The 23,269-nt window shown below is 42.7% G+C and carries 16 protein-coding genes and 1 pseudogene; 5 read left to right on the forward strand and 12 right to left on the reverse strand.

The window, feature by feature from the left end; translation table 11 throughout:
* Positions 1 to 179 precede the first annotated feature (179 nt).
* Positions 180 to 1,361: an acyltransferase gene (locus tag BXY_RS22160; protein WP_015533001.1), complete on the reverse strand. Its 1,182-nt coding sequence runs from the start codon at positions 1,359 to 1,361 to the stop codon at positions 180 to 182.
* Positions 1,362 to 1,421: 60 nt separating this feature from the next.
* Positions 1,422 to 1,955 (reverse strand): Crp/Fnr family transcriptional regulator, encoded by a 534-nt coding sequence (locus BXY_RS22165; RefSeq protein WP_008645828.1) that lies wholly within the window; start codon positions 1,953 to 1,955, stop codon positions 1,422 to 1,424.
* A 304-nt stretch (positions 1,956 to 2,259) separates the two neighbouring features.
* Between BXY_RS22165 and BXY_RS22170 the strand changes: the two genes are divergently transcribed.
* Positions 2,260 to 2,493, forward strand: coding sequence for a PspC domain-containing protein (locus BXY_RS22170; protein WP_004316218.1), 234 nt, complete (start codon positions 2,260 to 2,262; stop codon positions 2,491 to 2,493).
* Between the two features lie 100 nt (positions 2,494 to 2,593).
* Here the strand turns inward: BXY_RS22170 and BXY_RS22175 are convergent, their stop codons facing one another.
* Positions 2,594 to 4,459: a DNA polymerase III subunit gamma/tau gene (locus BXY_RS22175; RefSeq protein ID WP_015533003.1), complete on the reverse strand. Its 1,866-nt coding sequence runs from the start codon at positions 4,457 to 4,459 to the stop codon at positions 2,594 to 2,596.
* Positions 4,460 to 4,615: 156 nt separating this feature from the next.
* On the opposite strand from BXY_RS22175, the gene BXY_RS22180 reads away from it, so the two are divergent.
* Together BXY_RS22180 and BXY_RS22185 are read left to right on the forward strand one after the other, a co-directional pair.
* The gene (locus BXY_RS22180) at positions 4,616 to 4,912 is read left to right on the forward strand and encodes an FtsB family cell division protein (protein ID WP_004316220.1); all 297 of its coding nucleotides are present in this window, start codon (positions 4,616 to 4,618) and stop codon (positions 4,910 to 4,912) included.
* Positions 4,913 to 4,915: 3 nt separating this feature from the next.
* Positions 4,916 to 5,257 (forward strand): hypothetical protein, encoded by a 342-nt coding sequence (locus tag BXY_RS22185; protein WP_004316221.1) that lies wholly within the window; start codon positions 4,916 to 4,918, stop codon positions 5,255 to 5,257.
* Positions 5,258 to 5,367: 110 nt separating this feature from the next.
* On the opposite strand, the gene BXY_RS22190 is transcribed toward BXY_RS22185, so the two are convergent.
* Together BXY_RS22190 and BXY_RS22195 are read right to left on the reverse strand one after the other, a co-directional pair.
* Positions 5,368 to 5,970 carry an OmpH/Skp family outer membrane protein gene (locus BXY_RS22190; RefSeq protein WP_008771479.1) on the reverse strand — a complete coding sequence of 201 codons (603 nt, stop codon included), beginning with the start codon at positions 5,968 to 5,970 and terminating at the stop codon, positions 5,368 to 5,370.
* A 27-nt stretch (positions 5,971 to 5,997) separates the two neighbouring features.
* Positions 5,998 to 6,231 carry a hypothetical protein gene (locus tag BXY_RS22195; RefSeq protein WP_008026083.1) on the reverse strand — a complete coding sequence of 78 codons (234 nt, stop codon included), beginning with the start codon at positions 6,229 to 6,231 and terminating at the stop codon, positions 5,998 to 6,000.
* A gap of 133 nt (positions 6,232 to 6,364) precedes the next feature.
* Between BXY_RS22195 and BXY_RS22200 the strand changes: the two genes are divergently transcribed.
* Both BXY_RS22200 and BXY_RS22205 read left to right on the forward strand, forming a co-directional pair.
* A complete protein-coding gene (locus tag BXY_RS22200; protein WP_008645824.1) occupies positions 6,365 to 7,825 on the forward strand; it encodes an aminoacyl-histidine dipeptidase in 1,461 nt (486 codons plus the stop codon).
* Positions 7,806 to 9,023 carry an endonuclease/exonuclease/phosphatase family protein gene (locus BXY_RS22205; RefSeq protein WP_008645821.1) on the forward strand — a complete coding sequence of 406 codons (1,218 nt, stop codon included), beginning with the start codon at positions 7,806 to 7,808 and terminating at the stop codon, positions 9,021 to 9,023. The genes BXY_RS22200 and BXY_RS22205 overlap by 20 nt, the downstream gene beginning before the upstream one ends.
* Before the next feature lie 78 nt (positions 9,024 to 9,101).
* Here the strand turns inward: BXY_RS22205 and BXY_RS22210 are convergent, their stop codons facing one another.
* From BXY_RS22210 to BXY_RS22240, 7 genes and pseudogenes are all read right to left on the reverse strand, one after another.
* Positions 9,102 to 10,712, reverse strand: a complete 1,611-nt coding sequence (locus tag BXY_RS22210) for an ATP-binding protein (RefSeq protein ID WP_004316226.1) — start codon at positions 10,710 to 10,712, stop codon at positions 9,102 to 9,104.
* Between the two features lie 96 nt (positions 10,713 to 10,808).
* Positions 10,809 to 11,984: a mechanosensitive ion channel family protein gene (locus BXY_RS22215; protein WP_008017581.1), complete on the reverse strand. Its 1,176-nt coding sequence runs from the start codon at positions 11,982 to 11,984 to the stop codon at positions 10,809 to 10,811.
* A gap of 140 nt (positions 11,985 to 12,124) precedes the next feature.
* Complete coding sequence (locus BXY_RS22220) at positions 12,125 to 13,942, reverse strand: alpha-L-fucosidase (RefSeq protein ID WP_008645818.1); 1,818 nt, start codon at positions 13,940 to 13,942, stop codon at positions 12,125 to 12,127.
* Between the two features lie 144 nt (positions 13,943 to 14,086).
* Positions 14,087 to 17,176: a glycoside hydrolase family 2 TIM barrel-domain containing protein gene (locus BXY_RS22225; protein ID WP_008645816.1), complete on the reverse strand. Its 3,090-nt coding sequence runs from the start codon at positions 17,174 to 17,176 to the stop codon at positions 14,087 to 14,089.
* A gap of 70 nt (positions 17,177 to 17,246) precedes the next feature.
* Entirely contained in the window at positions 17,247 to 19,571 is a 2,325-nt protein-coding gene (locus BXY_RS22230) for a glycoside hydrolase family 20 protein (RefSeq protein WP_004316230.1), read from the reverse strand.
* Positions 19,572 to 19,589: 18 nt separating this feature from the next.
* The gene (locus tag BXY_RS22235) at positions 19,590 to 21,173 is read right to left on the reverse strand and encodes a sulfatase family protein (RefSeq protein WP_004316231.1); all 1,584 of its coding nucleotides are present in this window, start codon (positions 21,171 to 21,173) and stop codon (positions 19,590 to 19,592) included.
* A 271-nt stretch (positions 21,174 to 21,444) separates the two neighbouring features.
* Positions 21,445 to 23,260, reverse strand: a pseudogene (locus BXY_RS22240) (RagB/SusD family nutrient uptake outer membrane protein).
* Positions 23,261 to 23,269 lie beyond the last annotated feature (9 nt).

The raw sequence follows: 23,269 nt of genomic DNA on the forward strand, positions 1-23,269 counted from the left end.
CCATAAGTCATAAAACAAATTCACCTCTGTGCCCTCCGTGTCCTCTGTGGTGAAAAGAATCAAAAACGTGCAAGAATGAATCTATTTTAAGAATGTGATTGCCCCAAATCACTCCCCTTAATTTTCGGACTGCTCCCTTTTTTCTTTTATCTGTTTTACATTTATGTAGCAAAACTAAACTATCCCATTATCCATTTCGCTGCCTTAGGCAGCACTTTGTAGAATAATGCAACTATACACCACGATATGATAAACACAAATAAAGCTGTCGCTGGAATACGCATGAATATAGGTAAATCAATTCTGTCAATTGCTAAACAACCTATTCCTACAGCAAAATAATGTACCATATAGATGCCCAGTCCACATTTTGTTATATTCTTTAAGGCTGATATCATTAAGGGAGACGTTACCTTTACTTTTTGAATTAATAAATACCAGGCAACCGTCATTAAAAAGACATTGGGCGAACAGTATAAAAAGAATAATTCCATTTGGCGCTCTGTAATATCAGGTTGTGAAGTCATATTCCTGAATCCATAATACGTTATGGCATAACCGACACTAAAAAGAATGAGAGATAAAATAACAGTCTTTTTCACCGACAACTTGTTTCTGTCTTTCAAATAATAGCCTAAAAGCAGATAACCGCTAAAACCTGAAAAATAATATAAAGTGCCATAGTCATTCCAAGCACAAGTACCTCCTATATAGCTGGATATATATTCTTGGCAATAAGGCAGAAATAATGTGATAAACCAAACGGATAAGAATATTTTCATTTGTTTCTCTGTTGCTTGTTTCAGCCATGCAGAAAAAAAAGGCATATACAAATATAATCCTATCAACATATATATGTACCATAAAGGAACTGTATATGTATTGAAGTTAAAAGGAATCATAAGAATATTATGCAAGCAACTATCCCAAGTTTGACTTGGAGACTCTCCTGCATACGCAAACATTTCAGACAAAACAGAATTATTCAGCCCTAAAATACCCGTAAACCACGGAAACAAGTTATATAATAAAGACCATACAATAAAAGGGACTATTACACGAAGCATCCTTTTTTTATAAAATTGTCCGATTTCCTGTTCTACCGGTAATAATAACATTCCTGTCAGCATCACAAACAACGGTACGCACGGACGCAAGAAAGCTCCATAAATACTCCCCCATAAGTTATATTCCGGATTTAAACGAGCTTCAGGAGAAACATTGAAAGGGTCTGAACAATGGATACAGATGACCATTAAAATGGCTATCACACGAATTAAATCAGCCCATATTATATGATTCACATTTTTCATTTGGTATTCAATTTTTTCAATTGCAAAGTTAGGACAATGGTATGACATTTTTTTTAAACTACTTAAAAAAGCAGAATAAAGCAATGCGAAGGAAACGAAACAACCCTATTATTTAATCTTGTTCCTCAAATGGCACAACGTAACTTGAGAGATGCCTAAAAAAGATGCAATATAACCCAAATTTACTCTTTGGAAGAGATCCGGACGTGTTTGCAACAATTCTATATATCGTTCTTCCGCTGACTTATACAGTCTTGAAATTAAACGCTTTTCATTCATTATAAAAGCCTCTTGATGCAAAATCCTTGACCAGTTCGCTATTTCTATATTAGTCTGATACAGCTTTTCTAAATCTTTTATCGGCACGGCATATAATACCGTATTTTCCAATAACTGAACAACTTCATATTCGTACCCTTGTTGGTTCCCATAAAAATTGTTCGTCGAAAAAACGATATCTCCTTCTGTACTAAACCATGAGGTGAGTTCTTTGTCGTTAATTACACAATATGAGCGTGCTATACCTTTTTCAATGAAATAAAAGTTTTTATCATTCTGGAAAGAGGACGTTAGGATATGTTTTTTGGGCAGTTCCAATAAAGAGCTATGAGCAAACAGTTCATTTATGGAACTATTGCTCATGTTTGACTTGGCTTTAAGTGAGTTTATCGTATTATGCATCATTTGACTTTCACAACGCTTATTTACTCTTTCCTGTTTTTTATTAAGCGGCTACAAAAATACAAAAATGCTCCTATAATAAATAAACAAGCTGCATTTTTATATATCGCCCAGATTAACATTTATGGATTGCTCCCCTTGCCTTTCCGTTGTTGTTTCATGACCGGGTATCCATACTTTTCTGCCATAATCTGCCGATTTTATTCGATTATCCCAATGATATTCTTTATATTTGTATAGTATTCGCACTAAAACAAAGTACATCATGGAAAATGAAAAGAAATTAACCCGTTCTTCCAACCGAATGATCGCAGGTGTATGCGCCGGAATAGCCGAATATTTCGGATGGGATCCTACCTTATTAAGAATAGTGTATATATTAGCTACATTCTTCACTGCTTTCGCCGGAGTAATCATATATATAATCCTGTGGATTGTCATGCCGGGAAAAAGACCTTCAGACGGATACGAAGACCGTATGAATCAACGTTTACATTAAGATAAAAAATCAAAAGTATAGACCATATTTTCATACCGGTATCCGATATAGATAAAAGCCTTCGTTCCTGGAAGATGGTAATCCGATAGAAGTAAGTACATTAGTATAACTCCAGTCCGAACTCATCTTTCAGCTGCATCAACGCCTGATTCTTTTGAGCCATCATCTGGAATTTCTCGACACGTCCCACAGGACGTATTGTTTCCGTTGCCTCACTTACCCGCACTGTCATCACCACTTTGCTGTTTTTCAGCCTACCACGAAGATAACTCTGCAATTCAGGAATCAAAGCTGTAAAATCCTTTGCAGCAAACTCATTATCAACCACCACTTCAAAAGTCGTTGAGTTATTAAGCAATACCGGACGGAGCATCTGCATACGTTTAGTAAGAGCATCCTGTTCTTTCGGCAACTGACCGGCATATTCCTGCCAGTAATAATTCAAATCCCGATCATTGAAAATAAAATCTTCTTCCGGTTGCTGTACTCTGGGAACATGAGTGGTAACTGTATTCTGCGTTGTCTGATCGCGCTGCGGATTCTTGATAGACACGCCCAAACTAGACATCTTCATCACCGGAATTTTCCGTTCTTCCTTGACAGTCGGGGCAACTCCCGCTCCTTGCGACGGAGCAGACGAAGCCGCACCAGAAGAGGCCGATGCTCCCGGTTGCACTGCTGCAGATGCTTGCGGATGCCGGGCAGTAGTGCCATTAACAGCCTGTGTTGTTACTGAAGACGGAGACGTATGAAGGGAAGCCTGCTGAACCTGGGTTGCAGAAGCGACCTGCGGCTGCTGAGCTGCGGCAGGCTGTGTGAATATGGGTTTTATGGTCTTCGTAGGGCCACGCCCACCACTCACGTCATCCCCCTCGGTGGTAAGCTGTGCAACCTGCATCAAGGTCAGTTCTACCAGCAAACGCTTATTTTTGCTGATGCGGTAATTCAAATCACACTCATTACAAAGCTTCATGGCCCGGTACAAGAAAGGTAACGGACATTTCTGCGCCTGTTCCTGATAGCGTTGACGTATGCTCGCTCCCACTTCCAGTAGAGGCAATGTCACCGGGTCTTTTCCAACCAACAGGTCACGGAAATGAGACGATAATCCGGTAATAAAATGACTTCCGTCAAAGCCTTTATTCAATATATCATTGAAAAGCAACAAAGCATCACTTACCTTGTTTTCGAGGAAACAATCCGTCAGGCGGAAATAATATTCATAATCAAGAACGTTCAGATTATCAATCACACTCTTATAGGTGATATTTCCTCCGGTGAAACTTACAACTTGATCAAAGATAGACAAAGCATCACGCATACCACCGTCTGCCTTCATAGCTATCACGTTCAGTGCTTCCGGCTCCGCCGTGATTCCTTCTTTCGAAGCAACATACGACAGATGATTCACCGTATCTTCCACGCTTATCCGGTTAAAGTCATAAATCTGACAACGGGAAAGAATGGTAGGGAGAATCTTATGCTTCTCCGTCGTAGCCAGGATAAAGATAGCATGACGGGGAGGTTCTTCCAGCGTTTTCAGGAACGCATTGAAAGCAGATGCTGAAAGCATGTGCACCTCGTCGATGATATATACCTTATACTTACCAATCTGCGGCGGGATGCGTACTTGCTCCACCAACTGGCGAATGTCATCTACCGAGTTGTTGGAAGCAGCATCGAGTTCGTGAATATTGTATGATCGCTGTTCGTTGAAAGCTACACATGACTCACACTGATTGCAAGCCTCTCCGTCGGCAGTAGGCGTCATACAATTGATGGTTTTGGCAAAGATACGCGCACAAGTGGTCTTTCCTACCCCACGTGGTCCGCAAAACAAATAAGCATGAGCCAGCTTTTGGGTAGCAATTGCATTTTTCAGCGTAGTAGTCAACGCCCGCTGTCCTACCACCGATTCGAACGTGGACGGACGGTACTTACGGGCTGAAACAATATAGTTTTCCATATCCGGGATTCTCTCTGTTTTTTGAATTTTCGCTTACTCTGCAAATGTACACAAAAAAGTGAGATGTAATAAGGGATAAAGAGAGAAGTTTTGAAGCTAAAGCGATAAGTTTTTAAGTTATTAGTTTTATCTTTGCGGATATTAAAAGGAGAAATTATGGGTAAACTAATCAGTATCTGGAGTTTCATACGCAGACGAAAGTATCTCATTACGGTCGTTGCGTTTGCTGTTATCATTGGCTTTCTGGACGAGAACAGCCTGGTTCGTCGTTTCGGATATGAACGGGAGATTAGCCAGTTGAAAGAAGAGATAGAAAAGTACCGGGCAGATTACGAAGAGAATACCAAGCGTCTCAACGAAATAACGACCAATCCGGACGCCATCGAGCAAATCGCCCGTGAAAAGTATCTGATGAAGAAACCCAACGAAGATATTTACGTTTTTGAAGATTAAAGAATGAAACAATTAGTACCCGCCCTTTTCGTCGTAGGCGCTATCATGGCTCTCACCGGAGCTGCTGTATTTATCACCGGATGGATCTATGCTCCTTACATATATACTATCGGAGCCGGACTTTTCGCTTTGGCACAAGTGAACACGCCTGTCAAAGGAAAAGGAAAAACACTGAAACGCCTACGCGTTCAGCAGATATTCGGAGCATTGGCGCTGATCCTGACTGGAGCCTTTATGTTTACCACCCGAGGCAATGAATGGATTGCCTGCCTCACGATTGCTGCTATCCTCGAACTTTACACTGCTTTCCGTATTCCGCAGGAAGAAGAAAAAGAAAGGGCATAAAAAAAACCTGCCCATAGCTTCGCAGTCTTGAACAGGTGGAAAATTAAACAAAAAATATATTATGGCGTTCCGTCCTTTTTATTAAAAAACGAAACGCTTTCTATTCATTATTATTTCTTCACTGGTGAATATCTTGCATTCAACCCATCAACAATTTCTTTTGTGATATTAAAAGCGCTGTCAGCATAAAGCAGGTTATCAAACCCAGTGTTGCTGAAAATCAGGCTATATCCGTGAGTCTTATTATATTCTTTCAGGAAAGCGTTGATAGAATCGCGGAACTGCAAGCTGTTCTTGTTGTTCTCTTCCATCAAACCATTCTGAAGTTTGTTGCTCAACTCTTGCAAATCTTGTTCCAACTTCACCAGACGGTTGTATTCTTGCTGCGCTCTATCTTGTGACAGGAAAGCATTGTTTTCTACTTTCTTCTGGAAATCTTGTTTTTCCTTGTTCAAAGAGGTAGCCTTCTGATTCAATGTCATGCGAACGTTCTCGCTCTTCTTTACCATCGCCTCATTCAAGTCAATACAGAAATTGTATTTGGCAAGCAGCGTATCTATTTCAACATAGGCAATTTTCATTCCTGACAGTTCGGCATTAGCCTGTGCCGGAGTACTTGTAGTTTGATTGTCAGTTTTGCCAGCACATTGTGAAAATAAAACGATAAACGCAAGAGCAGCCAAACCGTTCATGAGGTAGTTCATTCTATTCATAATTAATAAGTATTGTTTTTAATAAATTTAATTCATACTATCGTTCAAGGCTTTTTCCAACTCATCAATAGAAAAACGTGGTTTCTTTTGTGCTTCGCGATCCTGCGACTGTGCGCATCCGATTCCTTTCTGACGCAACGTTTTATTCCCGCTCACATGACCATTTGGGAATTTTCCACCCTTCGTAAAGAATACTTTCACCCCTAATAATACTAGGGAAATAGCAACTATTAACAAAGTTATCAGTATAGTCTCAACCATTTCTATTAATTTTGTGAGTGCAAAGATAGGCTTTAATGAGATATGAGTTCAGATAAGTCAATCAAATTAACCATATTTAGCAATAGAAGAAGCGAAAACAGCCCTTCTATTCCTATTATAAAATAAAAACAGCATGGAAAAAAAAGACTTAAAGCCGGCTGGCGTATTCAAGTATTTCGAAGAAATCTGCCAAGTGCCACGCCCTTCAAAGAAGGAAGAGAAAATGATTGCCTACCTGAAGGCATTCGGAGCAAAACATAACCTGGAAACTAAGGTGGACGAAGCCGGCAACGTATTGATTAAAAAACCCGCTACTCCGGGAAAAGAAAATCTTCAAACCGTCGTATTGCAATCACATATCGACATGGTGTGCGAAAAGAACAATGACGTTCAACATGACTTCCTCACCGATCCCATCGAAACGGAAATTGACGGTGAATGGCTGAAAGCCAAAGGCACTACCCTCGGAGCCGACAACGGTATCGGTGTAGCTACCGAACTGGCTATTCTGGCTGACGACAGCATTGAACATGGTCCGTTGGAATGTCTGTTTACAGTAGACGAAGAAACGGGGCTTACCGGAGCTTTCGCCCTGCAGGAAGGCTTTATGAGCGGTGATATTCTTCTGAACCTCGATTCGGAAGATGAAGGGGAAATCTTTATCGGCTGTGCCGGAGGCATTGACTCCGTTGCAGAATTTACATATAAAGAGGTGGAAATTCCTGCCGGATATTTCTTCTTCAAAGTGGAAGTGAAAGGTTTGAAAGGTGGTCACTCCGGTGGTGATATTCATTTGGGACGGGGAAATGCCAACAAAATACTGAACCGTTTCCTTTCCCGCATGGCTGCCAGACACGATCTGTACCTCTGTGAAATCAACGGTGGTAATCTGCGCAACGCTATTCCCCGCGAGGCATACACTATCTGTGCTGTTCCCGAAGATGCCAAACATGATGTCCGCACCGAACTGAATATCTTCACCAGCGAAATGGAAGACGAATTATCCGTTGTAGAGCCCGACTTAAAGTTGGTTCTCGAATCGGAAACTCCCCGCAAGACGGCTATCGACCAGGATACCACTACCCGTTTATTAAAAGCTCTGTATGCAGCTCCTCACGGTGTATACGCCATGAGCCAGGATATTCCCGGACTGGTGGAAACTTCTACCAACCTGGCATCTGTCAAGATGAAGCCGAATCATGTCATCCGCATTGAAACTAGTCAGCGGAGCTCGATACTATCCGCACGCAACGATATGGCGAACACGGTTCGTGCTGTATTCCAACTGGCGGGAGCCAATGTTACGTTTGGCGAGGGTTATCCGGGATGGAAACCGAATCCCCACTCGGCTATCCTCGAAGTGGCTGTTGAATCTTACAAGCGTCTGTTTGGTGTAGACGCGAAAGTTAAAGCCATCCATGCAGGATTGGAATGTGGTCTGTTCCTTGATAAATATCCAACGCTGGATATGATTTCTTTCGGACCGACACTGACAGGTGTTCACTCTCCTGACGAACGAATGCTTATTCCTACCGTTGAGAAATTCTGGAAACATCTATTGGATATCTTGGCACATGTTCCTGCCAAGAAATAACAGACAGATAAGTCAACATAAAGAAGAGTATGGTAACAGTGAAAAGAGAGTAGCTGTTGCCATGCTCTTTTTTGCAATGAATTTAATAGCTGTAAGTTTCTTTGCTCCTTCTTATGCTATCGCACAAGATTCTCACGAAGGACAAGGCTATCACGACACACAAGTCCCCTCTCAACAAGAAAGAATCCCTTTCCGCGTTGTAAGTTGGAACATAGAAAACCAGTTTGATACACACCACGACAGTTTGAAGAACGATCATGAATTTCTTCCCGACGCGATGCGTCATTGGAATTATAGCAGATATAAAAAAAAGCTGGTTGACGTTGCCCGTGTAATTACTGCTATTGGCGAATGGAGTCCGCCTGCATTAGTCGGATTATGTGAAGTAGAAAATGATACAGTGCTTCGTGACCTGACCCGCCGTTCTCCTTTAAAAGAGCTTAGTTATCGTTATGTAATGACCAACTCCCCTGATTTAAGAGGAATTGACGTAGCCTTGCTTTATCAACGGGATTTATTCAAACTATTATCTTCCCGTTCCATTTCCATCCCTCCGTTGAAGCAATACCGCCCGACAAGAGATTTGCTACACGTCAGCGGACTTCTACTGACGGGAGATACCCTCGACGTATTTGTCTGCCACCTCCCCAGCCGTTCGGGTGGAGCCAAAGAATCGGAATCCTATCGCTTATATGCAGCTCATATTCTGCGTATGGAAGTTGATAGCATTATGAGCATTCGTTCTCTTCCGCAAGTCATTATTATGGGGGATTTCAACGATTACCCGACGAATCAATCTATTCAGAAAATACTGGAAGCCGAAGCACCTCCTGTTACTACCAATAACCTAGCCTCAACAACCGGCTCCACCAACTTCTCAACAGTTGCCCCCTCCTCATTAAAACTATATCACCTACTCGCCCGGAAAGCTAAATCAAAAGACTTCGGTTCTTACAAATATCGTGGTGAATGGGGATTACTCGATCACTTGATTGTATCAGGCACTCTATTAAATCAATCAAATCACTTTTTCACCAGCGAAGAAAAAGCAAATGTATGCCTTCTCCCCTTTTTACTGAAAGATGACGAAAAATATGGTGATAAAGAACCTTTCCGCACTTATAAGGGGATGAAGTATCAAGGCGGTGTCAGCGACCATTTACCTATTTATGCAGACTTCGAGCTGATTTTATATTAATAAAGTACCGTCTCGTTAGTTCTTTCTATAATAATGAATGAACAACAAATATATCTTGGAAAATAATTATGATATTTCTCATACGATAGAAACTTCTTCCCAGTCTTCTACTGTCCGTGTGACAGATGAGAAGTTCACTCCGATGCAAATCACTTTTCGTTTGTCTGCCAAATAAGGCTTGGCGTAGCCAGTCTTCTCTATTTGTTCCAGAGCTTCCTGTGCTGTTCCATCCATTTTGAATTCAAAGATATAGACGTAATCCTCCATCTCCAGCGTACAATCCACCCGTCCGTAGCTTTGGCGGTCCTCGCAATGGATGGCGGTGCAATATACGCCTATCAGTCGAAGCAATAGATAAAAAGTGTATTGAAAATGCTTTTCTGTTATATCTATATCTTTCAACGAGCCGTGGGAGTCATAGGGAATACTTGCCAAAAAAGAGGTGAGGGAACGGCGGAACGCATCTGTATCACCGCGTTCAAGGTCCATCACGGCATCTGTTATCCAACTCGTCACTTCTTTACTCTTCGGCTTCATATAATTGGCTGCTAATACAGACAAGAATCCCTTCCGTACTTCGTTGTTTGGGAAATCGAGCAGATAGGTTCCCATTTTTTTATTATATTCCTTGATTGTGAGGTATCCGCTTTGAAAAATCATTGGTAGGGGCTGTTCCACATCCGCTTTGTAGTCTATAAACATAGTTGGGTCGTAGAATTTTCCTGTTAGTTCATTCATCTGTTCGCGACTGTGTTGTAGCAGACGTATCAAATAAGTCGGGGTACCGGTGGCGAACCAGTAGTCACGGATTTCATTCATATCAAAGGCATTAAGTATGCTAAACGGATTATAGATGGCGGCCATGTTCGTACTAAAATGATAGCCATCGTACTGCCGTTTCAACCAGTCCTTCATTTCCTCCACCGTACATTCGTATTTAGTTGCCAATCGCGAGATGGGTTCTGCGAAGTATTTCTCCAATTCTTCCTGAGTGATTCCGCATAGTGATTCGTAGCGTTCATCCATACTAATGTCTTTTGGTTGGTTGAAGCCACTGAACACACTTACTTGCGAAAATTTCGTAACTCCCGTCAACAGTACGAATTTCAAGTATTCGTCAGCTCCTTTGAAGGTGGAATAAAAAGATTTCAGAATTTCCCTGTGATGGTCTTCAAGCAAAAGTTTCTCTCCTACATGGTTGCAGGTGTAAGTTCCGGTATCCAACACATCGAGAATTGGTTTGTCATATTCATCAATCAGTACTACCGCACGCTGCCCTGTCCGTTCATAAGCACGGCGGAGCAGTTCCTTGAAGCGGTCACCTGTGGTAGTATAGTTCAGATTTTTGCCATAGATGTCTTCCCAATTGCCTAAATACCCTTCGATAGTTGCTTCGAGCACTCCCGGTTGGGTGTATGGCCCACCGTTAAAGTCAATGCGGAAAATAGGATATTGCAACCAGTCTTTTTCAAGGTCAGCAATTGCCAGTCCGTCGAAAAGTTCTTTCCGCCCCTGAAAATAACAGGCAAGTGTACTCACCAACAGACTCTTCCCAAAACGACGGGGACGACTCAAGAAATAGATTGAACCCGTTTGCACAAGGTTGTAAACTAAGGCAGTCTTGTCTACATAAACAAAACCGTCTTCACGAAGGCGGTCAAAGCTCTGTATTCCAATAGGATATTTCATCTTTTTATCGGCTTTTTATGAATCACTAGACGAAGATACGTGAAAACAGGCATAAATACAAACGATTCCGGACATTATAAAACGAATTTTGTTATATTAATCCGAATACTGATAAACCTTCAAGTCAAACTTGGGAACCATTGCCAGCAAATGGTCGAAGATGTCCGACTGGATACGTTCGTATTCTTTCCAAACTTTGTTTCGGGAGAAGAAGTAAACTTGAATAGGTACTCCATACATCGTGGCTTCTTTCTGGCTGATAATCAAGTCCAAATCTTGATTCACCACAGGCAAGCTGCACAAATAACGCTCGATATATACACGATAAACCTGGGAATTGGTAGGTACTACACCTTCTTCAGGCTGATAATCCGCCATCAAAGGGATTTCCTTCCGATAACGGTCGAGCATTTCGGGCGTACAGAATTGGAGCGTAGTCAAATCCAGGGTTATATTCTTCATTACCCTTCGTCCTCCTGATTGCACCATTCCCCGCCAGTTCTGGAAAGGGCTGCTGACCAAGGTATAAGGGGGAACGGTAGAAATCGTATTATCGAAATTCTGAATCTTGACTGTATTCAGAGTAATCTCCTGCACTGTGCCATTGGCAGCACCGGAAGGAAGCGTTATCCAGTCGCCCGGACGAACCATATCATTGGCGGAAAGCTGGATCCCCGCCACAAATCCTAGTATGGAATCCTTGAATACCAGCATCAGTATGGCGGCCGAAGCCCCTAATCCCGCAAACAAACTGGCTGGGGACTTATTCACAATAATGGCAATGATAATGATTCCACCGACAAAGAACAGAAGCACCTGCAACACCTGAATGAATCCTTTCATCGGACGGTTCTTCATTGACTCCTTCCCGTCGTAGATATCCATTATCATCAATAGAATCCCATTAATGGCCAACAGCAAAGAAAAGATTATGTAAACGGCACAAGCTTTCTGGGAAATAAGCAATAAGTCCTTGCCACGAATAAAAGCCATTGGCAGTAAAGAATAAACCAGAAAAGCCGGAACCGTATGAATCAGGTTGTGAAACACTTTGCGCTTCATCAGCAACGTATTCCAAAGGTGCGGTTTCCGACGGGTGTACCGCTTCATTCCTCCTATAAGAATCGCCTGGCAGAGATAATTCAGACCGATAGCAATTGCTATCATCAGCACAGCAATAATAGTCTCATCAAAACGGTCGGCAACTGTCGGGTCTATTCCCCAATCTATCAGGATTTTGTTCATCCATTTTCCTAAATCTAGTACAAGCATAACTTCTGTCCTTTTTTATTAATAACAGCAAAAGATTCATTTGGTTTAGAAAAAAAGACTGGCGTCCGATTCACAAGAAATCGGGACTGCCAGTCTTCACTGCTATTCTCTAAGCATATCTTTCAGCGATAACAATCCCATCAGGGAGTTGTTATCACTCCTATTTCATCCATTCCTACTTTCGCGGTTGTTGCGGTAGGTGTAGTAGCCTCCAACTTAATATAACGCGCCTGTACTTTCTGCCCGAAAGTGACCGTTTGCGGCAGCGGGTTGTGCATGATATTACTGAACTCACCATTGGCAGGAACTTCCTTCCAGTGCTTTCCGTCCATGCTCACAAAGAATTTATAACGGAAAGCCATCGTCGGTTTCGCTTCCGCTTTCGAAGGGGCATAAGTAAAGCTGGCTAATGTCACCGATTTGCCCAAGTCAATCGTCAACGGAGAATCAGCGACTTGTTTCCAGCTGGCACGAGGCAGATTATTCCAATCTTCACCCTGAACCACTTCCTGCAAAGGAGCTGCATAATAAGCGGCCACTTGGTTAATATGAGCAGTCAGACGACATTCGTCAATCTTCACCCGTAACTGACTGGCTTTCACGACCGGGAAACGCAGCATACGTTTATATCCGATTGTCGTACCCTTGCCTACTTCTTTCCAACCGTTATCAGTCAAAGCCTCTACAACGAAAGACTCCACTCTCTGTCCTTTTGTGATATCTTCCTGAAGCATCACTAAGTTAATTTCCGAACCCGGTTCCAAAGAATAAACGGCTTCACTGCCCGAAATGGCATTCCAGTAGTTTCTCCCTTTCTTCACCCGGTTATCGGCAAATATCTGTTCACGGTAAGCTGCAAATTCCTCCAGACGATTCACGTCCGCTTCATTAATCAAGCCTTTGCGGTCGGGCGGTATATTCAATAAAAGCACGGAGTTATATCCTACCGACTGGAAATAAATATCCGACAGATGTTTCAAGGATTTCACTTTCGCGTCTTCTTCCGCATGATAGAACCATCCCGGACGGATGGACACATCCACTTCCGAAGGATACCAGAATAATTCCGTAGCTTTCTCCAGCATTTTGCGGCTTCCTAAATCTTCCGCTTTGCTAAAGACACCCAGACGTTTGTTGTTTTCTGTCGAGCGGGCATAAATTCCCGGAGTCAGTACGGTGGCATTCCATTCCGTTTCGCGTCCCAGCCCTCTTTCATTTCCTACCCAACGGACATCGTCTCCCATAATCGCCATTACTGCTTTCGGTTGAAGGCGTTGGATGGTTTTATAGAAAGCGTCCCAGTCATACACTTGTTTTTTTCCGTTCGGGCCTTCCCCATTCGCTCCGTCGAACCATACCTCGTGCACTTCACCATAATTGGTGAGCAATTCTGTCAATTGACGGACAAAAAATTCATTGTAACGGGGAGAGTCTCCATAACATTCCGCATTCCGATCCCACGGAGAAAGATAGACGCCGAACTTCATATCATATTTATCGCAGGCTTTCCGAAGTTCTTTTACGACATCCCCCTGTCCGTTCTTCCAAGGAGAAGAGGCTACAGAATGTTTCGTTGTAGCTGTAGGCCACAGGCAGAAACCGTCGTGATGCTTTGCGGTCAGAATAACCATTTTGAAACCTGCATTTTTCAAACTCTTCACCCATTGTCCAGCATCGAGTTCTGAAGGATTAAAGAGTGCAGGATCTTCTTTTCCGTCTCCCCATTCACGTCCGGTAAAAGTGTTGATGCCAAAATGAAGGAAAGCGGTCAGTTCCATTTGTTGCCAAGCATATTGTTGCGGAGTGGGTACCAACCGCGCTGCCATATCGACTTTCTGTTCGAGCGTTGCATCTTGAGGAAATTCAACATGCTTCACGTAGTAGTTTTCTTTTTTCTGTGCCTGCACTCCACCGATAAGGGTAAAAGACAATAAGAGAGAGATTAGTAGTTTATTCATAGCCTATAAATTATTGCAGTTTTACAAAAATAAAATAAAGGTACGGATTTCACGATTCTCATGGAATACTTTCTTACGATATCCCATTCAATCAGTGTAACCCCCACCTTTATATATAATCTAAATAACCTATTGATTTAGTATCTATTTCACCGGATAAAGGGTAAATTCAAAACTCTGTTTCTTTAATGGAACCAAGTATTGCGGTAATACTCCGGGACCACAAGTAGCCGTTCCCACACCTGCCTGTTCAGCATCCAGATGCACTGTCAGCAATCCATCGCGTTCCAGTTCATTGATATGGCGGGCCTTCTCTAATAATACATCCGAGAAAGGAATGATACTAAACTGGAAAGCACGATTTGATTCTACAAAGAGGCCTTCGCCGGAAGTATTTGCCAACTTCGCCCAACGTACATCGGTGCGGTTGCCCGTAGATTGCGGAGCAACATAATAATGAAACATCCGTTCCGGTGTGGTCTGATATACACCGATTTTGCCGGACTGATTGCGGTCAATGTATGTTTCATTCTCTCCACGTCCGAGGTAAGAAACCTGATCGTAGGTGTTCGATACACGGAATGTCAGTCCCAGGCGTGCCATTGATTTCACGATGGTCGTGTCGGGCTGGAAAGTAGTAAGAACTTTCAGCGCACCGTTTTTATCCAATGAATAAACAAAGTCGGCAGTTCCTATCTTTTGCGCTTTCGCATTTAGAATTTCCACCCGGGCAGTGGTCGAAGTCTTGCCCTCTTTCAGTGAAACGACCTTTTGGGTCAGATTATCCAATCCTGCATTACGCCACAGACGTGCACCGTTCTTATCCCGGTTGTCATTATCCGTTGCCGGGCGGAAAAGGCTCAATGTCAGCGGAGCAGCTAATAATTCTTTGCCATTCAGGTTCAATGAAGTCAGCGCCCCTGTTTGCTTGTCAACAGTGAAAGTCGTTTCACCTGCTTTTTGCGGACGGTAACCTGTATAATTCTTATTACCGGCAAGCACGAACTGATCGTATGCCACTTCCCAGTCCTTATCGATCATTGAAGATGCTTCACGACGCGTCCAGCTGATATTCAGATAAGCCTCACGAATTGTATTCGGAAGTTTGACAGCGCCTAAAGCTACATCTACGGTAGCGTGCGGTGCACAATCAATCGTTTTCGTACCTTCTGCCAAGATCTTGCCATTGTCTGCCGTCACATTCCAGTTCAGTACATACTCATTCAGATTAGAGAAGTCATACCAGTTCTTGACACGGATAGTCAGATTCTTTTGACCCGCCAAAGTCGCTTTTATATTCTGATATACTTTCTTTACTTCAAGCAAATGCGGATGCGGTTCACGATTGGCGCCTACCAAACCGTTACAGCAGAAGTTACCGAAACTCGGGATTCCTTCCGGCCCGTAATCACCGCCATACGTCCAATACCATTTACCGTTTTTATCTATTTCGCGGAATGACTGGTCCACCCAGTCCCAAACGCAGCCACCTTGTGCCATCGGATTGTTTTCAAATACATCCCAGTATTCTTTCAATCCGCCGCAACTGTTGCCCATCGCATGAAGATATTCGCAAAGAATGAAAGGACGATAGATGTCTTTCTTCGCAAGATATGCTTTGATGTCGTCCACACTGCGGTACATACGGCAGTAAATATCCGTATTATAGTTCAATTCGGCACGTTCGTATTGCACGGGACGAGTGTTTTCTACCGATTTCAGCCAGTCGTAGGTACGCTCGAAGTTGATTCCGTTGCCGGCTTCATTTCCCAACGACCAGATGACGATAGCGGGATGATTCTTGGAACGTTCATACATCCGGTGGGTGCGGTCCATGTGCGCAGTCAGCCAGGTAGTGTCTTTGGCAAGAGAAGCAGCCCCATATCCCATTCCGTGGGATTCGATATTTGCCTCATCAATCATGTACAATCCGTAGCGGTCGCAAAGCTGATACCAGTAAGGGTGAGTCGGATAATGCGAGTTACGCACCATGTTGATATTGTGCTGTTTCATCAGTTTGATGTCCAGTTCCATCAGTTCTTTGCTCACGGTACGTCCCAGCTGGGAGTGTTCGTGGCGGTTGGTTCCTTTCACCAATACCGGAACACCGTTGATGCAGAAACGTCCGTCTTTGATTTCCGATGTACGGAAGCCGACTTCGCAACCCGTCAGTTCGGTGACCTTGCCTTGTTCATCTTTCAGTTCGAGTATCAATGTGTAAAGATGAGGATGCTCTGCACTCCAAGCCTTTACATCAGGTAGATTCTTTTCATCAAACGTGATAAGATTGCTCAATCCACGGGATTTTATCCGGATGGCATCCTGCAAGACAGCTTTGCCTTCGGCGTCTTTCAGGGTGTAAGCAATAGAAGTGGCTCCAAGTGTAATAGAAGGTCCCTCTACGGTCACTTCAAGTCCGAAAATTCCATCTTTGTATTTCTCTTTGTCCAAAGATGCATTCAGTTTGTAGTCGGCAATGTACTGTTTAGGAGTGCTGTAAAGATACACATCACGTTCGATACCACTCAAACGCCACATATCCTGACATTCCAGATAAGCACCCGCACTCCATCGGTACACTTCCAAAGCAACCACATTTTCGCCTTCATTGAGGACGTCAGTAATATCCCATTCGGCAGCTGTCTTTGATCCCTGATTGTATCCAAGCAATTTTCCATTCACCCATACATAATAGAAAGAGATGACCCCTTCACAACAAAGTACTATCCGGCGTCCTTTCCAGTCGGCAGGCACTTTGAAGGTACGGCGGTATGAGCCGACTTCATTTTCCGCATGCGGTACCAGCGGCGGATTCTTCTTGAAGTTGAACATTTTATCGTCAAATTCATACGTTTCGTTGACATAGATAGCTGTGCCATAACCCTGACATTCCCAGTTGCCGGGCACATTGATGTCCGCCCATCCTCCTGTGTAATAAGAAGGTTGGTAAAAGTCCTTCGGACGGTTATCGGGATTCTTCACCCAATGGAATTTCCACTTTCCGTTCAGGCTCATATAAAAAGGAGACTGTTCATACCCTCCCGGCTTTTCAATGTCGGAAGCGTTGGCATAAGGCCATACGTATGTGTGAGGAGCGAGTTTGTTCAGTCCCACCGCATACTGGCTTTGCCATTCGGGCAACGGTTGTTGCTGCGCTAGCGTGAAAGTAGTGGCAGCCAGTACTGCTGATAAGATTAAAGAAGTTCGTTTCTTAAAGCTAATGTTCATAAGCATGTCATCATTATTAGTTTATACAAGATTGTTTTACAAAGCACCTAATTGCTATTTTTTAACTACTTGATTACTATTCTATAATCACTTCATCAAAATAGACTCTCGCTTCCTGACCGGGGCGGACATGCTCGTCGGGACATATCCCCGCACCTTCTGCCGTCACCCGGACATAACGAGCAGATACTCCGCCCATGTCTATCGAATAGTCATTTCTGAAAGTTCCTTCCTGATAGATTTCTTCCGGAGAAAAGTTCAATTCTCCTATGGCATGGTAGGTACGATTATCATCAGAAACTTCTACGCGAATCATTTTCGGTTTGTGCGCTCCCATTCCATAATTCGTAATGCAACCAATAGCTAATTTATTCAGTTTTTCCTGACTCTGTAAATCTATTGTGAAAGAGATAGAATCATTCCGGCTCCAGTTACACCATTCAGAATCCGTATATTTCAGGCTTCCCCGCAATCCATTGACTAATAACATTTCGTTCTTCTTATTGTCAAGCAAAGGTTTTGCCGTAGCTTTGTTCCATGTGAGTGGCAACTCTAAGGTTTCTCCCATTTGCTTGCCGTTCATAAAGGTAGCGGCTTTCACCATTTGCGTCTTCGTCACACAGATAGGTCCGTCGTAACGATGAGAAGACATTGCCGGATTACTCCCATTCAGTGTATAATAAATTTCCACATCCGGACGGATACATTCCAAACTCACTTCCAGATGTCCGTCCACTGGTGTCACCGTCTGTTGTATGTTATACATTGAGCGGGCATAAACAATTCCTTTTTCTGCAATATGCGAATTGTATACATCCATTCGTTTCAAAAATCCAGTCCAGTCCTTCGTTCCTGCAGCTGTCCAAGCCACTTCTGCCAAGGCAGCCAGACGAGGGAACAAAAGATAATCCACGTCTTCCGGTTTATTACAGAATTCCGTCCACATACAGGCCTGTATACCCATTAGCAATGATTCGTATTCCGGTTTCCAGTCTTTTTGTACAGGTTCGTAATCAAAAACATCTTTTAGGGTATTGTTACCGAAATACGTTACCGGTTCAAACCATTGCGGTCCCTGATAGCGAATCAGGTACATGATACGCGCCGGAGTCATGATAAAACGATGTCCTTTTTCAGCAGCTTTCAGGGCAGCCGTTCCCATTCCCTGCCAACCGAGAATAATGGATTCTTCGGGAAGAAAAGAACTGTTTGTCAACTCATCCCAGCCAATCACCTCGCGTCCTTTCTTACGCAGGTAATCACTGATACGCTTCATGAAATAACCTTGCAAGTCTTCCTCATTGGCTAAATGCTGCTTTCTCATCCGTTTCTGACAAAGCGGACATTTTTCCCAGTTCGTCTTTCGCGCTTCATCTCCTCCGACATGAATATAGCGGGAAGGGAAAAGTGCCAGAATTTCGTCAAAGACATCCTGCAAGAATGTAAATACGCTATCATTTCCCGCACAGTAGATAATCTCGGAATTTCGTCCTCCCAAGCCGGGAAGTACACCGATAAAGTCTTTCACAACCGGACAAGCAAACTGGGGATAAGCAGCCAAAGCAGCGTTACTGTGTGCCGGTACATCTATTTCCGGAATGACTTCTATTTGTCTGTCGGCAGCATAAGCTACAATTTCCCGAATCTCCTCCTGTGTATAGAAACCACCTATTGGAGTAAGCTCTCCACGCTCCGGGTTACGGCGTGAGTGAAAAGGTACATCCGTACGGTCTACTCTCCACGCTCCTACTTCCGTCAAACGAGGATATTTCTTTATTTCAATCCGCCAGCCGTTATCGTCCGTCAGATGAAAATGAAGTTTGTTTATTTTCAACATCGCCATACAGTCGATGATTCGCAGTACGTTCTCTTTGGGAATAAAGCAACGTACCGGGTCCAAAAGTAATCCTCTGAAACCAAAACGGGGCTCATCCTGAACTGTCATTGCGGGAACGCTCCAAGCGATATTCTGTACCGGTTGCTCTGATTCTATGGCAGCAGGCAGGAGTTGGCGAATAGATTGCAGGGCATAAAAGAAACCCTTTGTATCCGAAGCTTTAATAAGTATCTGTTGCGGTGTAATCTCCAACAGATATGCTTCGGGTTTAAAAGAAGAATCCGTCACAAAACGAATTTGTCCTTCTTTGCTGCCGACATTCAAAGCCGGAGTTATTCCGGCAGCACGGGTAAACAAGTCGATAAAATTGCGGGCAATCACGGCTTGTTCCTGATTTTCTACCGCAAAGGCCGTTTTTGCAGAAAAGGTGAAATTACCACTACCCGGCACAATCTGTGTCGGGCGTGGTACTATTGAAATTAAAGGGGATGTTAAGTTATCAGCCTGCAAGAACACTGTCAGTGGCGAAAGCAGTATGAGAATGATTAAGATGTATCTTTTCATGGTGTATATACGTTGGTGTTATTCCTTGTCTCTTTCCGGTGAGAAGCGGACAGGGTCATTGTATTGCTCCTGAAGTTTCAGCATTTCTTCTTTCAGTTCTTTCACTACCGATTCGTATTCAGGTTGCCCGTAGAGGTTGTGCATTTCCGACGGGTCTGCCTGCAAGTCGTAGAGTTCCCACCAGTTGATATCATTATAGAAATGAATCAATTTATAGCGGTCTGTACGTACCCCGTAATGACGTTTCACCATGTGTTCAGCGGGATATTCATAGAAATGATAGTAGAGAGCTTTCCGCCAGTCTTTCGGATGTTCGCCTTTCAGTAAAGGAACGAGGGATATCCCTTGGATATCAGAAGGGATTTCTGCTCCTGCCAATTCGAGGAAGGTGGGTGCATAGTCGATGTTCTGTACCATTTCTGTGATATCACCCCTGCGGTCGAATCCTTTCGGCAAACGCATGATAAGCGGTGTACGCATGGATTCTTCGTACATGAAGCGTTTATCAAACCAACCGTGTTCACCCATGTAGAATCCTTGGTCGGAAGTATAGACGACAAGTGTGTTATCCAGCAAGCCTTTCTCTTTCAGATAGTCGAGTACACGACCAACATTGTCGTCCAGTGATTTTACGGTCTTCATATAGTCACGCATGTAACGCTGGAATTTCCAATTGGCAAGTTCCTTGCCTTGCAGGTTCTGCCTGTAGAAATCATCTATAACCGGCGTGTAGAATTTGTCCCATGCAGCACGTTGACCTTCGTCCATACGTCCGACATACTTCTCATATAAGGATTTCAGACGGGTGTTTTTATCAGGACGAAGCATTTTGAGGTCATAAATCATGTCCATGTCCTTCACAATATTCATCTCTTGCGCGGCAGCGGCGGGACGTCCTTCATAATCGTCAAAGAAATTATCCGGTAGCGGGAAGGTTTTATCTTCGTACAAAGCCAGGTTGCAAGTATCCGCCAACCAGTTACGGTGAATTGCCTTGTGGTGAATCAAAAGGCAGAAAGGTTTTTCCGGATTGCGTTTGTTTTCTATCCAGTCAATGGCGTCATCGGTAATAAGATTCGTGATGTATCCATGTTTTTGAATAGTGTCATTGTTTTGTGTGATGAAATCCGGGTTGTAGTAGTCTCCTTGTCCGGGAACAATCTGCCAGTAATCAAAGCCGGAAGGCAAGCTTTCAAGATGCCATTTACCCACCAATGCTGTCTGATAACCGATTTTCTGCAACAGTTTCGGAAAAGTTTGTTGCGAACTGTCGAATACGCAAGTGGTATTATCATAGAATTTATTGGCACAACTATGTTTGCCCGTTATCATGCAGGCACGGCTGGGGCCGCTTAAAGAATTGGCAACAAAGCTTTGAGTAAAACGTACACCGTCAGCAGCAATGCGGTCGAGGTTGGGGGTTTCCATGTAGCGTGTGTCGTAACAGCTCATCATTTGAGCTGTGTGGTCGTCTGTCATAATGTAGACGATATTCAAAGGGAGTTGCTCCGCAGGCCTTTGCTTGTTTGAGCAGGAAGCAAGGGAAGCTACGGCAGCTATTCCTGCTAAAGGAAAGAATAAGTTTGATTGCAGTTTTTCCATAAAACAACTTTATATTAGATTGTAGTGACAAAGGTAGAGACCTGTCAACAAAATCCATGTTCACAAATAACCAATTAATTTCCAATATTCTCCATTTTTGTCTGTTTCAGAAGGAAAAATGGCAAAAACACTATTTACAACTCATTTCCAATCCAGCAAATCCAAGAAAATATATACAATGATTTCTATTTATATAAAGAAAACCCGAATGAAAAGCAGAAACACTCCTCCTCTGCATTCGGGAAAAAACAACTTGTTATAACTACTATTTTTAATAGCCGAAGTTATTTTTTGTAATAGCTATATTAGTATTCATTTCATCACGCGGAATAGGGAACAACAAATTCTTTTTCAAGAAAGTCTCATCATTCAAATTTCCATTATTGTAAATACGTTCACCCCAGACTCCCGTTGCATTGGGATTATTCTCCTGCCACTTTTTAGTTATTGAGTGATTATTATTCACAGTAAGTGCTTTTTTTCAAATATTCAGTTCCACGCAAGCGCATCATTTGATACATTTCAGTTTCACCGGCACCTTCAAAAAGTCTTTCAAAGAATATCTTTTCACGTACTTGATCTTTTGTTAATGTTGACTCCCATTTGGCTGGTTGTGTCGAAACCTTAGCTCCCGACTTACGTGCACGCGCCAACACGAGATCTACTGTATTAATTGCATCGTCTTTTCTATCCAATTCATTATAGACATCAGCCAACATCAATAATAAATCTGCATAACGATATAAAATTAGATTTTTATGACTGGCAATACCTGCCATATTCATATCAAAAGCTTTTGCAAAATGAGGCCATGCCGCTCTTTCTCCTGTCCTACCCGCCGCAGTACATACATTCAAAAAATCTTTCAATCCTTTACGATATTTCTCATCAAATTTGGTTTCATCATTCGTGATAGCCAAAATTTCATCCGCGCTCGGATTCTCTTTATTAGTCAATAACTCATAAGGAATTCTACCAACTAACAACTTGTTATTTTTCCAACCGGCAGGTTTTATACCGCTATCATAAGTGAAATAAGGATATTCATAGGTAGAGTCACGGGCAGACGGCACAGGCTCTACTTGAGCTACAGGTCCGATATTGTTTGTACATTTTCTCCATTTTGCCATAAATGTAGTCTCAATACGAGGATCTCCCCAATAGGTTCCCGCAAAGAAATCATAAAAAGCTTTCGTACACTTCACTCTATGGAAACTCTTACCATACGATGATGCAGCAGGATTAAAAACCCAAGATCCCCTATTAAAAGAAGACAACTCACCATTCACCTGAAATCCCAGTTGAAATATAGATTCTTTAGAACCTTTAATCTTATCAACAAATAAATTAGAAAATTTCGATTCCAAATCATATTTACCTTTCACTCCTTCAAAATAGGTCTTTGCTTTTTCCCAAGCTGTAGCATCACCCAAACAACCTAAAGTATGATACAACTTACCTAAATATGCTTCTGCAGTCCATTTCGTTGGAAATCCATCAGAATTCGTTTCCGGCAAATATTTTGAAGCAAATTCCAAGTCACTTCGTACAACATCCAACACCTCTAAACGCGAGGAACGAGGTACAGCTACGCCGTCATGAGAAGAAGGAGTTGTCTTCAAGGGTACATCTCCCCAACATATTGCAAGGTTATAATAAGACAAGGCACGCAAGAAATGAGCCTCTGCAGCCATTTCGTCTTTATCCTCCAAAGAAGTACTTTCTACGTTGGCTATAAATGCATTCGTTTCATTAATTACTTTATACATTACATACCATGCATTTGTCAACAGATCATCTGTATAGTCACATTGCAGCCATCCACACATATCATTTGTACCCCCATTAGTCTGTGCCCATCCGAAACCACTATATCGTACCGGAATTTCTTGCCAATGCTGACCATATCCTCCACTAGTCAATGCAAAATAACCATAGCATCCATATAATGCTGCACGTGCCTTTTCAGAAGTAGAAAACTGAATTTGTGTATTCAAAGTATATTGCGGGTCTTCATCTAACCACGATTCACAAGAAGCCAATAATAAGCAGCTTGCTAATAAAAATATATAGGTAAATTTCTTCATTTTCATAAT

Source organism: Bacteroides xylanisolvens XB1A (assembly GCF_000210075.1).
In the GTDB taxonomy this organism is placed as follows: Bacteria; Bacteroidota; Bacteroidia; order Bacteroidales; family Bacteroidaceae; genus Bacteroides; species Bacteroides xylanisolvens.

What these genes read in the sequence shown, in the direction of transcription:
- BXY_RS22195 (WP_008026083.1), bottom strand. Translation starts at nt 6,231, where the DNA reads ATGGTTGAGACTATACTGATAACTTTGTTAATAGTTGCTATTTCCCTA.
- BXY_RS22185 (WP_004316221.1), top strand. Translation starts at nt 4,916, where the DNA reads ATGAAACAATTAGTACCCGCCCTTTTCGTCGTAGGCGCTATCATGGCT.
- BXY_RS22190 (WP_008771479.1), bottom strand. Translation starts at nt 5,970, where the DNA reads ATGAATAGAATGAACTACCTCATGAACGGTTTGGCTGCTCTTGCGTTT.
- BXY_RS22235 (WP_004316231.1), bottom strand. Translation starts at nt 21,173, where the DNA reads ATGGAAAAACTGCAATCAAACTTATTCTTTCCTTTAGCAGGAATAGCT.
- BXY_RS22205 (WP_008645821.1), top strand. Translation starts at nt 7,806, where the DNA reads ATGTTCCTGCCAAGAAATAACAGACAGATAAGTCAACATAAAGAAGAG.
- BXY_RS22220 (WP_008645818.1), bottom strand. Translation starts at nt 13,942, where the DNA reads ATGAATAAACTACTAATCTCTCTCTTATTGTCTTTTACCCTTATCGGT.
- BXY_RS22230 (WP_004316230.1), bottom strand. Translation starts at nt 19,571, where the DNA reads ATGAAAAGATACATCTTAATCATTCTCATACTGCTTTCGCCACTGACA.
- BXY_RS22200 (WP_008645824.1), top strand. Translation starts at nt 6,365, where the DNA reads ATGGAAAAAAAAGACTTAAAGCCGGCTGGCGTATTCAAGTATTTCGAA.
- BXY_RS22180 (WP_004316220.1), top strand. Translation starts at nt 4,616, where the DNA reads ATGGGTAAACTAATCAGTATCTGGAGTTTCATACGCAGACGAAAGTAT.
- BXY_RS22165 (WP_008645828.1), bottom strand. Translation starts at nt 1,955, where the DNA reads ATGAGCAATAGTTCCATAAATGAACTGTTTGCTCATAGCTCTTTATTG.
- BXY_RS22210 (WP_004316226.1), bottom strand. Translation starts at nt 10,712, where the DNA reads ATGAAATATCCTATTGGAATACAGAGCTTTGACCGCCTTCGTGAAGAC.
- BXY_RS22160 (WP_015533001.1), bottom strand. Translation starts at nt 1,361, where the DNA reads ATGTCATACCATTGTCCTAACTTTGCAATTGAAAAAATTGAATACCAA.
- BXY_RS22225 (WP_008645816.1), bottom strand. Translation starts at nt 17,176, where the DNA reads ATGCTTATGAACATTAGCTTTAAGAAACGAACTTCTTTAATCTTATCA.
- BXY_RS22175 (WP_015533003.1), bottom strand. Translation starts at nt 4,459, where the DNA reads ATGGAAAACTATATTGTTTCAGCCCGTAAGTACCGTCCGTCCACGTTC.
- BXY_RS22215 (WP_008017581.1), bottom strand. Translation starts at nt 11,984, where the DNA reads ATGCTTGTACTAGATTTAGGAAAATGGATGAACAAAATCCTGATAGAT.
- BXY_RS22170 (WP_004316218.1), top strand. Translation starts at nt 2,260, where the DNA reads ATGGAAAATGAAAAGAAATTAACCCGTTCTTCCAACCGAATGATCGCA.